Annotated in this window: 17 protein-coding genes; 1 reads left to right on the forward strand and 16 read right to left on the reverse strand. The window is 30.9% G+C overall.

The annotated features are described in order from the left end of the window. Positions 1-13: 13 nt before the first annotated feature. Positions 14-250 (forward strand): hypothetical protein, encoded by a 237-nt coding sequence (locus tag K292_RS18750; protein ID WP_156900544.1) that lies wholly within the window; start codon positions 14-16, stop codon positions 248-250. Here the strand turns inward: K292_RS18750 and K292_RS0113030 are convergent. The 16 genes from K292_RS0113030 to recQ all read right to left on the reverse strand — a co-directional run bounded on the left by K292_RS0113030 (position 247) and on the right by recQ (position 16,240). Then, entirely contained in the window at positions 247-1,185 is a 939-nt protein-coding gene (locus K292_RS0113030; protein ID WP_027400191.1) for an AEC family transporter, read from the reverse strand. The genes K292_RS18750 and K292_RS0113030 overlap by 4 nt on opposite strands. A 21-nt stretch (positions 1,186-1,206) precedes the next feature. Next, positions 1,207-2,418 carry a CynX/NimT family MFS transporter gene (locus K292_RS17225; RefSeq protein WP_037373217.1) on the reverse strand — a complete coding sequence of 404 codons (1,212 nt, stop codon included), beginning with the start codon at positions 2,416-2,418 and terminating at the stop codon, positions 1,207-1,209. 112 nt (positions 2,419-2,530) lie between these two features. Then, on the reverse strand, positions 2,531-2,881 hold the full coding sequence (locus tag K292_RS0113040) for a hypothetical protein (protein WP_027400192.1): 351 nt from the start codon (positions 2,879-2,881) through the stop codon (positions 2,531-2,533). A gap of 89 nt (positions 2,882-2,970) precedes the next feature. Beyond that, the gene (locus tag K292_RS17230) at positions 2,971-4,536 is read right to left on the reverse strand and encodes a dipeptide ABC transporter ATP-binding protein (protein WP_037373254.1); all 1,566 of its coding nucleotides are present in this window, start codon (positions 4,534-4,536) and stop codon (positions 2,971-2,973) included. Positions 4,537-4,580: 44 nt separating this feature from the next. Next, positions 4,581-6,128, reverse strand: a complete 1,548-nt coding sequence (locus tag K292_RS0113050) for an ABC transporter substrate-binding protein (RefSeq protein WP_027400193.1) — start codon at positions 6,126-6,128, stop codon at positions 4,581-4,583. 57 nt (positions 6,129-6,185) lie between these two features. Beyond that, entirely contained in the window at positions 6,186-7,040 is an 855-nt protein-coding gene (locus K292_RS0113055; RefSeq protein ID WP_037373218.1) for an ABC transporter permease, read from the reverse strand. After that, positions 7,037-8,023 carry an ABC transporter permease gene (locus tag K292_RS0113060; protein ID WP_037373219.1) on the reverse strand — a complete coding sequence of 329 codons (987 nt, stop codon included), beginning with the start codon at positions 8,021-8,023 and terminating at the stop codon, positions 7,037-7,039. The genes K292_RS0113055 and K292_RS0113060 overlap by 4 nt, the downstream gene beginning before the upstream one ends. Before the next feature lie 251 nt (positions 8,024-8,274). Beyond that, on the reverse strand, positions 8,275-9,207 hold the full coding sequence (locus tag K292_RS0113065) for a DUF4097 family beta strand repeat-containing protein (protein WP_027400196.1): 933 nt from the start codon (positions 9,205-9,207) through the stop codon (positions 8,275-8,277). Beyond that, the gene (locus K292_RS0113070; RefSeq protein WP_027400197.1) at positions 9,208-9,798 is read right to left on the reverse strand and encodes a DUF1700 domain-containing protein; all 591 of its coding nucleotides are present in this window, start codon (positions 9,796-9,798) and stop codon (positions 9,208-9,210) included. Beyond that, positions 9,791-10,111: a PadR family transcriptional regulator gene (locus K292_RS0113075; RefSeq protein WP_027400198.1), complete on the reverse strand. Its 321-nt coding sequence runs from the start codon at positions 10,109-10,111 to the stop codon at positions 9,791-9,793. Before K292_RS0113075 ends, K292_RS0113070 begins: the two co-directional genes overlap by 8 nt. A gap of 154 nt (positions 10,112-10,265) precedes the next feature. After that, positions 10,266-10,610 (reverse strand): GIY-YIG nuclease family protein, encoded by a 345-nt coding sequence (locus tag K292_RS0113080; RefSeq protein WP_027400199.1) that lies wholly within the window; start codon positions 10,608-10,610, stop codon positions 10,266-10,268. A 93-nt stretch (positions 10,611-10,703) separates the two neighbouring features. Continuing rightward, positions 10,704-11,387, reverse strand: a complete 684-nt coding sequence (locus K292_RS0113085; protein ID WP_027400200.1) for an NAD(P)H-dependent oxidoreductase — start codon at positions 11,385-11,387, stop codon at positions 10,704-10,706. After that, positions 11,368-11,892 carry a flavodoxin family protein gene (locus K292_RS0113090; protein ID WP_027400201.1) on the reverse strand — a complete coding sequence of 175 codons (525 nt, stop codon included), beginning with the start codon at positions 11,890-11,892 and terminating at the stop codon, positions 11,368-11,370. Before K292_RS0113090 ends, K292_RS0113085 begins: the two co-directional genes overlap by 20 nt. A gap of 27 nt (positions 11,893-11,919) precedes the next feature. After that, positions 11,920-12,405, reverse strand: coding sequence for a DUF6530 family protein (locus tag K292_RS0113095; protein ID WP_027400202.1), 486 nt, complete (start codon positions 12,403-12,405; stop codon positions 11,920-11,922). 314 nt (positions 12,406-12,719) lie between these two features. Continuing rightward, the gene (locus K292_RS17235) at positions 12,720-13,886 is read right to left on the reverse strand and encodes a 4Fe-4S binding protein (RefSeq protein ID WP_051280746.1); all 1,167 of its coding nucleotides are present in this window, start codon (positions 13,884-13,886) and stop codon (positions 12,720-12,722) included. Between the two features lie 542 nt (positions 13,887-14,428). After that, positions 14,429-16,240 carry a DNA helicase RecQ gene (recQ, locus tag K292_RS0113105; RefSeq protein ID WP_027400203.1) on the reverse strand — a complete coding sequence of 604 codons (1,812 nt, stop codon included), beginning with the start codon at positions 16,238-16,240 and terminating at the stop codon, positions 14,429-14,431. Between the last annotated feature and the right edge of the window lie 6 nt (positions 16,241-16,246).

The following is a 16,246-nucleotide window of genomic DNA, read 5'->3' on the forward strand; positions in this document are numbered from 1 at the left end:
CAGACATGATTCAATGATTTCTTCCTTACAGCAACGCTGTCTTAATCATAGAAACCATTATAACATGACACAAGCTAACAAGCATGTTTCAATGGTTCCTTCCTTGCAGCAACGCTGTCTCAATCATAGAAATCATTATAACATGACACAAGCTACCAAGCATGTTTCAATGGTTCCTTCCTTGCAGCAACACTGTCTCAATCATAGGAACCATTATAACACAATTTTTAATGCTTACGCATGTCTTTAAATAAAACCTCCTACTTTTAGAACAGCTACCCATAAAAAAACAGTAATTATTGAAAAAGTGGAAGTAAAAACAACAATTTGACCTGCCAATTCATCATCAGAGTCCATCTGCTGTGCCATTACAAATGAAGAAATCGCTGTAGGTGATGCAAATACTGCAAGCAATGCTCCAATTTCAATACCTCTGAATCCAAGGTAAATCCCAATAGGCAGTACAACACCGGGTATAATTACTAGTCTTCCCATAACAGCAAAAATTAAAGGTTTTAAATTATGCTTTACACTGAAAAAATGGAAACTTGCACCTAAAAGTATAAGGGCCAGGGGAGTAGCAATATTTGAAATACTCACCATTGTACTTTCTAAAAATTCAGGTATTCTTATATGTAATAACAAGGACAAAACTCCTAAAGCAGAAGCAATTATTAAAGGATTAGTTATAATTCCTTTAATTAATTTTTTAAAATCTGCCTTCGTGCCCCTAAAAGTTTCTAATACAATAACTGCCAAAAAATTATATACAGGAACTACTGCTGCAATAAGTAATGAAATATGTCCTGCACAAGAATTTCCAAACAGTTCTATTGTAATAGGCAGACCGAAAAGAACAAAATTACTTCTAAAACAGCCTTGTATAATTGCACCGCATCTTTTTCTATTTTTACTTAAACGTGGTATTAATACAAATAATATCATATATTCCAGAAGAATACATATTAAAGCATAACTAACAAGTTTTATATTAAATGCTTCTTTTAAATTTGTTTGATATACATTTATAAAAAGCAGTAATGGTAAAAACACACGGAAGACCACATTATTCATTACCTTTAAAGTTTTGTCATCAAACATCTTTATACATTTCAAATAATATCCCAAAAACATCATTCCAAATATAGGAAATACTACTTCAAAGGATAAAATTAAGATATTCATATAAATAGCCTTCTTTCCTGCCTAGAGCTTATCTGTCCTCGTTATTAAAATACCAGAAAAAAGCATAATAATTACTATAGCTAATAAAAATCCGATAGTCATATTCCAATTACCATAAATATCATAGAGTATTCCTGATAAAGTTGGGCCCATGGCTGCAAATAAATAACCAACTGATTGTGACATTCCTGAAAGCAGTGATACCTCCCATGCATTTTTTGATTTTAAAGTCAAAATAACTATAATCCATGAATACGTAGCTGATGCTCCTATTGACGTAAAAACAAGTTCTGCCATAACTATTAAAACATGATTGCCAAAAGGAAGTGTAACAATTCCAATAAAGTAAAAAATACACATGGCAGCTGCAATGAAAGTTTGTCTTTCCTGCATTTTAGTTGATAGGATAGGTACTATAAAAGATATTGCAAGTCCTACAAGCTGAAACCAAAACGCCATATATCCGGCAGCCTGCGAAGTCATTTCTTTTGATATAAGAATTGACGGAAGCCATGCAGTTACGGAATAATAACAAAGTGACTGACTGCCCATAAAAATTGTAATATACCATGCTAATGGAGATTTTAACAAATGTTTTCTGGCCTCTTTTATTGTGTTTGTTTTCTTATTTTCCGTATGATCAGACGATAATTTAAATGAATCCTTTCCCAAATCAGAATCCACCTGCGGAAGCCACAGAAAAAGGGCAATGAGTGCCACTACTGACCATATTGACAAAGATATTTTCCACCCAAGACCGAAATTATCTGCAAGGGGATAGCTCAATCCAGCTCCCACCCCCGCAAATATACCTTGGCAAGTGATATATACACTTGTCACAATACCAATTTTATTTGGAAATTTCTTTTTTATAATACTTGGAACAAGTACATTTCCAACTGATATACCAATTCCGATTAGACCGGTTCCCAAAATAAGTCCTAAACTTCCTGTATACGAACGTATTATCCCTCCTGCTATTATGGCAAACATACCAAATGACATGGTTTTTTTAATGCCATATCTGCCTGCAAGATTAGAGACAAATGGAGAAAAAAACGCAAAAGCAAGCAATGGCAGTGTTGTAATAAACCCAATAAATCCGTTAGAAACTTCCAAATCATTACGAATAAGATCAGCAAGTGAGCCTACAGATGTAATGGGAGCTCTCAAATTAAAGCTTATAAATATAATAGCACTTATTAATAAAACTCTTTTGTTTGTTTTTGTCATTTAACCACCCCTTTATCGTCATGCATACTAGTATACAACATTTTTCAACATTTTACCAATAAAAGAGACAGACCTAAACATAAAGGTCTGCCTAAATTATATATATTTATTTTTACTTATCTTCTGAATTAATTAATTCTACAGTCTTCTGCAATTCTTCTTTAGCGCTATTTTCATCCTGGCACTTCTTGATTATGTAAGTTTCGCCATCAAACAATTGAGCATAAACTGAAAAGTTTTCTAAATATATGCTTTTTATGTTATTTATATTTATTAAAAGATTGCCATTTGCATTCATCAAAAATCTGGGTTTACCCCCAACCATTATAGTGAGTTTTTCTTCCCTTGGTTTTCTATTTGTATACTTTATAATAGAAATCAGGGCATAAATACCAAGCCCTATAAGGGCACCCCATATAATAACCATTAATAAAATCGGCAATATACTTGCGATAATTCCCATATTAACCTCTAACTTTCCCTAATATATAATTCTTAAATATAACTAACTATTATATATTATTATAGGTTTCTATATTTTTCAACAATATATTAACTAAGCCTGCCATTTTCCATGGACAAAATTCTGTCACTTATATGTCTTACCATAGGTAAATCATGAGCAATAAACAATATGGTTAAATTACGTTCTTTCTGTAATTTTTTGAACAAATGTACTATTTGAGCCTGTATAGATACATCTAAAGATGAGATAGGTTCATCTGCTACTATCAAGTCCGGATCTAAGCTTATGGCTCTTGCAATTGCCGCTCTTTGCCTTTGTCCTCCCGAAACATCATAAGGATATCTTTCTGCTAAGCCTACATCCAGTTCAACCTGTTTCATAAGACTGTAGACTTTATCTTTAAGTTCTTTTTTATTTTTATATATTTTTTTGATTCTAAGAGGTTCTGCAATAATTTCTTCTATAGTCATTCTTGAATTTAAAGCTGACATAGAGTCTTGAAAAATAATTTGTTTATTATCGCCATAGTATAAAATTTCTCCTGCTGTAGGTTTATAAATTTCCATTATGCACCTTGCCAATGTTGATTTTCCACACCCGGATTTACCTATCAAACCAAGTATTTCTCCCTTATAAATTTCTAAGGAAACATCATTTACAGCCTTGGTTATATTATGCTTGTCTAATTCAAAGTACATCTTCAAATTTTTTATATCAACTAATTTCTCTTTTACATTTCTATCTTGATATAAACTACTTTCAGTAATATCCCCTGTACTATGGGCATGTTTCTCTTTTTCAGAATGTTCATGGGCATGTTCATATCCATTGTGAAAATGAATTTTCCCATGAGTGTGACCTCTCCCTTTAGTATAATCTAAATAGCCAAGGAGTTTTTTTGTATACTCCTCTTTAGGGTTTTGAAAGATTTGTGAAACTATGCCTTCTTCAATTATCTTTCCGTCATACATGACTGCTACACGATCTGCCATATCTTCTACTAAGCCTAAATCATGGGTAATAAATATAACAGAAATATTTGTCTTCTTCTGAATGTCTTTAATAAGTTTAATAATCTGATCCTGTGTATTTAAATCTAACGCAGTTGTAGGTTCGTCAGCTAATAATATTTTCGGACTTGCGGCAAGAGCGATGGCAATGGCCACCCTCTGCCTCTGTCCCCCTGAAAAATGATGAGGATACTGTTTAAATCTTTTTTCGGCATTATCAATTCCAACTGTTTTTATCAGCTCTAAAGTTCTTTTCTTAGCTTCATCTTTTGTTATATTTTCATGAATCTGCATAACTTCCATTATCTGTTTTCCAATGGAAACAGTTGGATTAAGTGATGTCATAGGATCTTGAAAAATCATAGCAATATCTTTACCTCTTATTTCCATAATCTCTTTATCAGACATGGTTATAAGATCCTTACCGTTTAAAAGGGCATTTCCATCTTTTACCCTTCCTCTTTTGCATAATAATTTCAACATAGTTTTGCAGAGCACAGTTTTACCGCAGCCTGACTCCCCCACAAGTGCTAAAGTTTCTCCCTCATTTAAATAGAGAGAAACACCTTTTACCGCTTGAGTCTCACCAATCTGAGTTTGAAAAGATACTGTTAAATTATTAATTTTTAATATCTGATTCATGCTGTGCTCCTTAATGTTTAACCGGATTTTATTTTACTGTTATTTTATTTAATATCCCAGTCTTGAATATTCCAAAAGATTCCCACTCCATGATGTCCTAATACAGTCTCTGGAGTTATTCCTGTAACACCTTCCTTAGATACATACATGGCATCTATATAAGCTATGAAAGTATACGGAGGATCATTAGATAATTCCTTTTGAAATTCTTCATATAAAGGAAGCCTTGCTTCAAAGTCTTCTGTTTCTCTTGCTTTTTGAAGAATTTCATCTACCTTTTTATTTGAATATCCATTATAATTTGAGCCTTTATCTGTTCCAAACACTTTATAAGTATGATCATCCGGGTCAAATGGACTTCCCCATCCTACTAAAAATGAATCTTGATTCGCCCAATCTATTTTTGAATTTACTTCTACCTTTGCATTTACTCCTATATCTTGTAAATTCTGTGCACAAATGTTTGACATATCAACACGAACCTGATCTCCCTGTTTATTATTTATGGTAAATCCTAGTTCCTTGCCATCTTTTTCATAATATTCACTGTCTCCTATAATCCATCCTGCTTCTTCCAATATTTGTTTTGCTTTTTCAGGATTATATTCATATTTTTCTATATTAGGATTATTATACTCACTTATTTGAAGTGGAGAATAAGCAACTTCACCATGTCCTAAAAGTACACTGTCCACAATTGCCTGTCTGTCAATAGCATAGCTGAAAGCCTTTGGTAATTCTTTATTATTGCCAAATAGAGGATTATTGAAGTTGTACATAATTCCTCTGTAATCCGCCGTCTTCATTATATTTAACTTAAAGCCATCTTTATTTTCAAATTCCTTAGCAGCCTTTGGTGTTACTTGTGCCAAATCAAGCTCGCCTGATTTAAGCTGCAACGCTCTTGCATCATAATCTTCAACAATTTTAAATATTACTTTATCAAGCTTAGCTGCACCAAGATAAAAATCATCATATTTTTCTAAAGTAATACTTTGTCCTTTATCCCAATTAGAAAGCATAAATGGCCCTGTCCCTATAGGCTTTTGGTTAAAATCATCCGTTATTATATCTTTTCCTTCTAAAAGATGCTTTGGAAGAATCCCTATTGTCAAATAGTCTAACATAGCTACATTGGGAGCCTTCATTGAAATTTTTACAGTATAATCATCTACAATATCCACACTTGTAATGTCTTCATAATTTGAAGCAATCTCTGAACCATTATCAGGATTCATAATTGTTTCAAGAGTAAATTTTACATCTTCAGCTGTAAAAGGTTTTCCATCATGGAAAGTTACATCATCTCTTAAATGAAAAGTATAAGTATAAGAGCCTTCATCATAATCCCAACTTTTAGCAAGACTTGGAACCACCTTATTTTCACTGTTATGTGCAGTTAATCCTGTAAAAATAAGAGAATTAATTTCTCCATGTTCATATAGCGCCGGATTTATACTTGTATAATCTCCACTGCCATAAACAAGTACCTTTTCATCTGTGTCACCCTTAGTATCAGAGCCACAGCCTGCAAAAGTTCCAACTACCAGTGCTAAAATCAATACTATAACACCTATTTTGTTTAATTTCATTTCCTTTTCTCCTCTTTAAATTTTATTTAAATATACTCTTGAAAAATTAAAAGCTTTTTATAAATTGCTAAACTCTCTGTTATTTTTCTTTCGTATATAGTTACCTATATTTGTAATACAAACTAAAGTAGTTATTAAGAATATTCCCGGAATCAATATTATCCACCAAAAGTTAGATAATAAAGCTTTTTGTGAAAGTGCCATTAAACTTCCCCATGATATTATTTCCACGGGAAGTCCAATTCCTAAAAAGCTTAGAGTTGCTTCAGTTCCTATTGCATATCCAATATTTGTTACAACCATGAACATAATGGATGAAATAAAGTTAGGTAAAAGATGTTTTCTTAGAATATAGAAAAATCCGCCTCCCATGCTGCGTGCTGCCAAAATGTATTCGCTATTACGAATTTGTCTCACTTCACTTCTGACTATTTTGGAAATATTCATCCAGCTGGTAATTCCTATAGAAAATGCAATAGAGACTGCGTTGCTTTGACCTATTATAGCTTGAATAAAAATGACAATCAGTATTGACGGAATACTTAAAACTATTTCTGTAAAACGCATCATCGCATCATCTATATGTTTGCCCATAAGACCACTAATACAGCCATATACAATTGCAATCGTTGTTGAAATTACAGTGGCAAGTATGCCAATAAACAATGAAATTCTGCCGCCGTACCAAATCATGGAAAAAATATCTCTGCCTAATGTATCTGTACCGAACAAGTGATTTACCCTTGGACTTTGACTTATCTGTGCCAAATTCATATATGTTGGATCATAAGGCATGATTATATTTGCAAATATACATCCTAATATAATGATGGCAAGAATTGTTATTGAATAGTATGGTATTTTTCTGCTCTCTTCTATTATATTCTCTTTAGAACTTCTTAAGATATTCATTGTAAATCACCCCTCTCATACTTCATTCGAGGGTCAATTATTTCATTAATTATCTGAGCAGTTATATTTGCTGTTACCACCACAGCTCCTGTAATTAGGCATAATACAAGCAGCATATTATAATCATGAAATTGAGCACTTTCAAAACTCAAAGTTCCAAGACCGGGATAAGAAAAAACTTTCTCGACTACATAGGTTCCTCCTAAAATATGAGGAATAGAAATAGCCATAATGCTTATAAAAGACGGCATAATATTTTTTAAACAGTGTTTCCACATAATTTGTCTTTTACTTAAACCCTTTACTTTGCATAATAGGACATAATCTTGTCTTGTCTCTTCCAATAATTTATTTCTCACCATGTACGTATAATACCAGAGATGTCCTAATACAAGTACTGCCAGTGGTAATATTAAGTGAACTAATCTATCCATAATATTTTGAGACTGCCCTATAGAATAAGCACCGCTGGTAGGCAGTATTGCCAAATTTACTCCAAAGATGAGAATAAACACTAAGGAAATAAAGAATGCCGGAATACAATTTGTCACAACTCCTATTTTGCAAATTATTCTATCTATCCATTCTTCTTCATGAAGGGCACAGAAAACTCCAAGAAGCAATGCTAATCCAAAGTTTAAAATATAAGCAAGGCCTCCCAAGATCAATGTATTTTCATACACATCTCCTATTACTTTCATTACATCCTGCTTATATTTAAAGGAAATTCCAAAGTCCCCTGCTGCTGCATTCTCAATCCATTTTGTATACTGTAAATATATAGGTTCATCTAAACCCAGTCTTTCCATAGCTGCCTCTTGCTGGGCTATGCTCATACGTTCCACGCTTTCACCATAATATGATTTAAGCGGATCTCCCGGAGAAAGACGTGCCATATAAAATACAATTAAGGATAATAAAAACATAACCAATAAAAACTGAAATATTTTATTTAATACTAATTTTATAATTCTTTTTCTCATAAGTCTCTCTTTTGCTGTTTCTTTAATATTTTCTATTATACATAAAAAAATCCACGAAAATTATGCCCTATGTATTGATAAGACTAACCTTCGTGGTTAAATTTAAAGCTTCTTGCTTATTCTTTCTGTTTTAACTTTTAGTAGAATACCATTAAAATTTTTGTTTGTCAATGTAATTTTATATAAATTATATTGCTATATTTCTTTAAAAGTTAAATATTTATGTTTTTAATAATTATGTTTAAAGTTTCTTATTTTGCAAAGTTGATATTAACCTCTCCTCCAGAAATTTCTGCTTTAATACTGTTATTAGAGGATGTATTGTTTACAATAGTTGAATCTACTGCTTTACCGTTTATCTTTACACTACCTAAATCAACATCAATGCTATAGCTGCAATCTTCTTCCTTCAAACTAGTATCTATATTAATACTTCCCAAATCACATTCAATATTGTTTTTTCCTTCAAAGGTTCCATGCAAATTAATTTCTCCGTTACGGTTATCAACCTTTAATCCTTTAGTTTTAAAATCTCTTGTAGATAATTCTCCCAAATCTAAAGAAATATTACTTTTCCCTGCCTCAACGTTATTTATATTGCATTTACCCCCATCAATTTCTATTTCTAAATTATCCGTCTCTATGTCAGAAATATCTGCACTCCCTAAATCAATATTCAAATCAATCTGTTTTGCAATCAGATCTTTTATCACAAGTTCCCCTGAATTCTCTATTTCAACATTATTAAACTTAGTAGTTTCAGGATAATATATTTTGATTCTTGGCTTGGAATTTTGAGAAAAGATTCCTATACGATTAAATCCTAAAAAACTAAAGTTATTTTCTTCATCATTAATAATCAGAGTATCATCTTTTAAATAAATATTAGGTTTTTCATAATTTTCATCATAAGAAAATTCAACTGCATATTCATTTCCTCTTACGAACTCAATCTTATATAAATCTGCATCAACTTTTACATTTATGAATTTCTCAAAATCATATTTATCTGTAACTAAATTTTCTGAGGAATTTTCGCCTAATTTTGGTCCTATGGAAATTCCATTTTTGCCAAATGTAACAGACCTCATACCGCCTGTAAGACTTCCTATAAGTGCAAATATTATCCCAATTACTATTAATATAATTGCTATTAAAACAATCTTTTTAGTTGCTTTTTTCATTTATTTAACTCCTTTTCTCTTTTTTAAAGCTTTATTCATTAATTTTACTAAACCTCTAAAAATGCATTTTGTGGCCAAAACAACCACGATTCCAAAAAGTAAACATAAACCTAATGCAATCAGACCTACTCCCATTGTGAACAACCCCGTAGGAACACTTGTGACAATCACTGCTATTCCTAAAACTACTATAATAAAACCTGTTGCAAATAATGAAACAACCAATGCACCTAATGACAGTATAATTATAACGGCTGCCACAATCAGTACAACAATTAAAAGAATTGCCGTAATGGCTACGGGCAGTGCTACAGGTGCTGCAAAGATTGCAAGGATAACCCACCAAATTGCAGAAATGCCTTTTTTAACAGAAGGAGACTTCTCTTTGTCAAGCTCTTTAATAGCAACTTCTGCTTTTAACTGAGTTACTATTTTGACCGGTGAGCCTAATTCCTCTATTATTTTCGACTCATTCTCAGGCCCGGCTTCATCAAAATATTGTTTATAAAATTCCAATGCATCTTCTGCTTCCTCTTTTGGAACTCTCCTCAGCTGCTGTTCTAATTGTCTGAAAAACTCATCTCTATTCATTTTTATCTCCTCCGCACAATAATTGATCTATTTGATTTTTATATACTATCCAATCTTTTTTGTATTCTTCGTACTTTAATCTTCCGCTTTCTGTTATTGTATAATATCTTCTGTTTCGTCCTTGAAATGGTTTATCATAAGTAGATAGGCAACCTTCCTTTTGTAATCTTCTTAATACAGGATATAAAGTTGATTCGGAAATATCTGTCACATCTCTCATGGTTTGAGTTAGTATATATCCATAGGTATCTTCTTTAGACAACACTGCAAGAACACAAGCATCCAACAAAGCTGACCCAACTTGAAACGCCATAATGTATCTCTCCTTTTTCTCATTATATATAATATTATTTTAACATCAATACTATACGACATATAATATTGTTTGTCAACAGTATTATATGATAAAAATAAAAGCCTTGAATTAATTCAATTAACTCAAAGCTCTTATTTTTATTTATATTATATTAATACATTTTTTCTAATCCCAATTTTTCAATCCAATTTTCTTCTAATTTTTTTAATTTGTCTCTAAAATTTTTAGGACTTTCTTCGTTCTTTTTTTCTAATTCCTCTAAAAATTCTAATTCAAATGCATCTACCCCATACTCTTCAAAATCGGCTTTCATTTTAGGATTAAAACAACTTCCTATTTTTTTATTAAATTCAAATCTATTTTGTAATGATTGTAAATCTATTTCTGCTTTGATGAAATATCTTCCATTGATAGTATTAGTTATTTTATATACTCCCCCTGTAGTTTTCTTTTGTTTATATTCTGAAACTATTTCTTTTTTTGTTTCTTTATCCATTTTTTTATCCTCCTTCCTATTGACTTTTTATTTGCAGGCTATATTTATTTATCAATCTGTTATCACTCTGTATTAAAATAATGCTGACTGCAATTAATTTTCGTCTGATAAAGGTTTTGCAAAGCTTTCTTTTAAGCTGATGCCATTCTTTTTAAGCTGCTTTTGCCAATAAATTTTATTTAACAATTTTACTAATATCTTTAGAATAAATATATTATGCTTTTTCTCAGTTTCAGGCTCTGAATATTTTTTAAGCTGCTCTTTATCAAAATGTCCATTTTCTCCAAAATATTTGCCGATTTCTTTTGCTCCTTCTAAAAACTTAATTTCATTTTTATTTCTTGGCTTATCTGCATTTTTAGTTAATCCATCACAACCACCTCTAATAATAGTGCCTATATATTTTGCACTTAATTTTTCAGTTATATATTTTAAATACCCCTCCAAAGGTCGTGCATGAACTGCTTCCACAAAACCATATTGAACAAGAAATCCTATTTTTTTATCTTGACATTTTCCAATTAATGGTTCCAATTCCTCTATAAAAAGTTTTACTCCTGCAGGCATGGAATAACTATATAAAGGAAATCCAATTAAAATATTGTCTGCCCCTTGAAAATATTCTGCTGCTTTTTTATAAGTTTCTTCCGTATTCATTCTAACTCTTTCAACATCATTGTTTTTATTGAGGTTAAATCCTTCTATAAAGCTTTCTAACAAAATCTCAGTATTATTCTCTCCCAACTTTGGCGACCCATTAATAACTAGCAATTTCATCACATATCACCTCTAATTCCTGATCTGTATTAAATATATTTCTTATATCTCTTTGAGAATTACCATAAATCTCTTTTACAAAATCCAATTCATTGCTTTCATCTAATAATAAGACCTGCTTTGGCAGCTTATTATATCTCATTATATGGCCCATTCTGTCTTCTCTCATAATTAGAAAGGGATGTACAAGAGGTAACATTCTGTCACTAAATCTCTTAGTCAAAGAACTGATAAATCCCATAACTATAGGTGATGCCATTACAACAACTTCAGATTTTAAATACTCTTTTAAAATACTTTCCATTCCATCATGAAAACAACAGTGTCCCGGCGTTTTAAGCCAACATTGATAACATCCTATGCAATCATGTAATTGGTAATTTCTTATATTAATTATTTTTACATCATTATCTTTTTGTTCTAAAAAACTTTTAAGTTCATTTATATAGTTCTCAAAATCCATATATTCAGTTTTGCTGTTACCATTTAAAATTAATATTTTCATAAACAATCTCCATTCCCACTTTGCTGTTTATGCCCCATACCCTAGCTCTTTTAATAATCTTGCTAATACAGCAAAGCGCTCTCCTAATAATTCACTGTCATCAGCCAGTGCTTGACGTACAGTTTGAATATCCTCATCTAAATAATCATTATCTTTACATACTTCAACAGTCATTGCATCTCCCTGAAGCCCAACTCTATCAATTATAGGATTTTCAGGATCATAAAGTTTTTCGTATCTATAGCTTTCTCTGAAATGCTGCTCTGCTCTGCATACAAATATGGCTAAATCAAGAACTCTGTGAAGTGGCATTTCTTCTGATTGTCTGGACCATTTTTCTCCTGTATATCTCCAGATTTTCGCAGATATATCCTGCTTACCTCTGTCATTCCATTGAGCCAAACCTAATGATAAGCCTTGTACATCGCTCTTTCCCACATATCTTCCATCTATTTCTCCATAATTCTCTGCTATAATAACAGGTTTATGTTTTAAGTTTGTTGGTATTTTCACTTTATTTGCCTCCCAATAAATTATATTTATAATAATTATTTATTATATTTAATATATCTTATTTTTTAATATTTACTAAATTACTAATTTAGTAAATTACTAGATTAGTATATTCTAGTTTATTTTAAATGTCAACATTAAAATATGAGTATGCTAATAATTACATAAAATTAAATCCTTATAAATGGAATTTTTACATAACAAAAGCACTTAAAGCTATTAATTAAATCAAAAAAGAGCACTGTTAGTACTCTTCTTTTTTATTTATCTAATTTATAATTTTATTTCATCTTTAATGATTTTATAATTTAATTTTAAATGTTGTTGTCTAAATTATTGATTTCTTCTACAACTTCTCTTAGATTGTCTGTTTCAAAATCAATTCCTTCTTCTTTTAAGCTTTCTTTTAAGTCTTTAACCGGAATATCTAATTCAGTGTCTTCTGGCAAGCCACAGTATTCAAGGAGTATAGAAGGTTCGATATTAAATTCTTCACAAACATCATTAATTGTCATATATCCTTTAATATTTTCCGGATCTAAAACTTCACTCTCCGTCAAAACTGCTTTATTAGACAGTGAAGTTTTAAAATTTCCTGTAAAAATATTTGCACCGATAAACAATACTAGGAATATAACTAATATTGTGGCAGTCTTACCAGGTGATACAGCTAATCTTCCTCTTTTAGTTTCAAGTGTTTTTTCAACAGGACATGAAGATATACATTCTCCACATGAAATACACTCCATACTTGAAGGAGAATCATCACTATGAACTGAAAGTCCCATTGGACAATTTTTAGTACATTCCATGCAACCTGTACATGATGAAGAATTTCTTTTTATTTTAAAGATTCTAATAGGAGATATTATTGCCAATGCAGCACCAAGAGGACAAAAATATCTGCACCAAGCTCTTTCAATAAATAAAGATGATATTATTATAAGAGCTAGAATTATTACCCCAATTAAAAATTCTTCAAATACTTCAAGACCACTTCCTAAATGCATAAATGAAGCCCATGGATCTAACGGTCTTAATATTAATTCTCCTGCTTTATATGTTATAAAAAGAACGACAAATAATACTACATACTTTGAATATCTTAAAATTTTATCAACATGCTTATTTGGTTTTAATTGTTTAATTTTTAATTTCTTTGCAAGTTTATTAAATAAAGACTGTATTGTTCCCAGAGGACAGATATACCCACAAAATACCTTTCCAAAAAGCACCGCAAGTATTAATACTGCTATTAAAAGGACTACTGATGATGGTGTTATTTTACTAATATAGCTTCCATCTTTTATGAGAGAAAATAAAGTTTCTAAGCCTCCGAAAGGACAAAGAGCATCAACTGAAGCAGAACCCGATGGACCTCCCCCTTTTATTTGATGCATAATCGCTGCAAACATTGCAAAGATTAAAAAGAATATGGAAATTATCCATCTCCATTTATTTTTTACTAAGTTATTTTTCATAATTGCACCTTCCCTTTTTAAATCATTAAATTTTATAATACCACAATACATAACGTCTATGTTTAAAGCACGGCCTAAATATGGCAAAACTGTGACATTTTTATAATGATATCTTTTTATATAAAAGAGATGATGTTTATGCTAAAGATAATTTGTTATACAACAAATATAAAAAATAAAGTATGCATTTAAAATACATACCTTATCTTTTAATATCTATAGATTCTTTAATTTTATTTTCTAACCCCTTCTGCCTTAATAATTCCATATATTTACCAAAAGGTCAATACTATTTGCGCAAGTTGCCATATATGTGCACAAGTTGCCACTTAAGTTCTATTAATAGTTAATCAATGGAATATTTTTACTAAATTTCACATTAATTTTGCTACCATTTAACATTTATTTAATGTAATAAGTGGTAATAATATAATTTATCTGCAAATAAATAATCTGAAATTCTATTTAAGAAGTGTCATAAATATTTAGATTCATATAAAAAAATACTTTCCAACACGACAATTGAAAAGTATTATTATATATTATTCTGCTGTAAATTTTAAAATCTCGTTTAAAAACTGTCCTCCGTATTTTTTTAATTTTACTTGTCCTACCCCATTCACTTCCAAAAGCTCTTCTTCATTTTTAGGTAACTTTTTACACATATCTTTTAAAGTTGCATCTGTAAAAATAATGTAGGAAGGTACTCGCTGTTTTTTCGCTATGTAATTTCTGATTGCTTTAAGGCCTTCGAACAATTCAGAATTAACATTATGTATTTTTATATCTTTATGTTCTTTTAATGGTATTTCTTTTATTAGCTTCATGGATAAATTTTTTCTTCCTTTTAGAATATCTGGCGACAATGGTGTCAATTTCAAAACAGGATATTCATCTAAAGTTGACCTAAGATATTCTTCCAGAATCAAATAATCAATAATCTTTCTGATTATTTTTTCAGAAGTATCTGCCATAATAGAATAAGTTGACAATTTATTTAGTCCAAACCTCATAAGTCTTTCATTTTTGCTGCCACGTAAAATATCCACAATCATTTTTATGCCATAATTTTCTTTAACACGATATACACAAGAAAGAATTTTTTGAGCCTCCACAGTAATATCCATAGTTTCAAAATTTGAATGACAATTACTGCAATTATCACAGAAACCGCTTGATTTTTCACCGAAATAGTTTAAAATATATTCCCTTAAACATTCTGTTGTGTGACAATAAAAAGTCATTGCTTTTAAACGCTCTCTGTCCTTTTCTTTTACAAGGAGTGCTGTTTCTTCATCCATTTCTTCATTCTCATTAGAATTTTCTATGAAAAACTGGTTAGTAACCACATCTTGACCACTGTATAACAATATACAGCTCGCATCTTCTCCGTCTCTCCCTGCCCTCCCTGCTTCTTGATAATAGCTTTCTATATTCTTAGGCATATTATAGTGAATTACAAATGATACATTAGATTTGTCAATACCCATGCCAAATGCATTTGTAGCAACCATAATCAAACATCTGTCATAAATAAAATCTTCTTGATTATTTTTTCTTTCCTCTTCACTCAAGCCTGCATGATACCGAGAAGCTAAATAACCTTCATTTTGCAGTTCAGTGCAAACTTGTTCAACATTCTTTCGTGTGGCACAATATATAATTCCACATTTGTTTTTATAATTTCCCAAAAGCTTATGAAGCTCTTGCATCTTATTTTTAGGTTTTCTTACTTCAAAATATAAATTTTTCCTGTCAAAGCCTGTAGTTACAGAAAAAGGTTCTTTAAGTTTGAGAATCTTAATAATGTCCTCTTTTACTGCCGCTGTTGCTGTAGCAGTAAATGCACTTATAATAGGTCTTTCTTTCAGTTTATGCACAAACTCCATTATTTTTAAATAGCTGGGTCTAAAATCCTGACCCCATTGCGAAACGCAATGAGCCTCATCAACAGCGATCATTGATATATTGGCATTTTTAGCAAAATGCAGAAATCCTTCTGTATTTAAACGCTCAGGGGCAACATAGATAATTTTATACTTTTCGTTTATGGAATTTTTTAATACCTGATTAAATTGGTTTGCTGTTAACGTGCTGTTTAAGTATGCCACAGAAACACCTGCTTGAGTTAAAGAATTAACTTGATCTTTCATTAAAGAAATCAAAGGTGAAATAACTAAAGTTATACCTTCAAGCATAAGTGCAGGTATTTGAAAACACAAAGATTTTCCCGCACCTGTGGGCATTATACCTAATACATCTTTCCCAAGGAGTATTTGTTCAATTAAATCTTCCTGTCCTTTTCTAAACTGTGTATATCCAAAATATTTTTTTAAAATTTCATATTTATTCATTTCAAA

It is taken from the genome of Anaerovorax odorimutans DSM 5092, from assembly GCF_000426305.1.
In the GTDB taxonomy this organism is placed as follows: Bacteria; Bacillota; Clostridia; order Peptostreptococcales; family Anaerovoracaceae; genus Anaerovorax; species Anaerovorax odorimutans.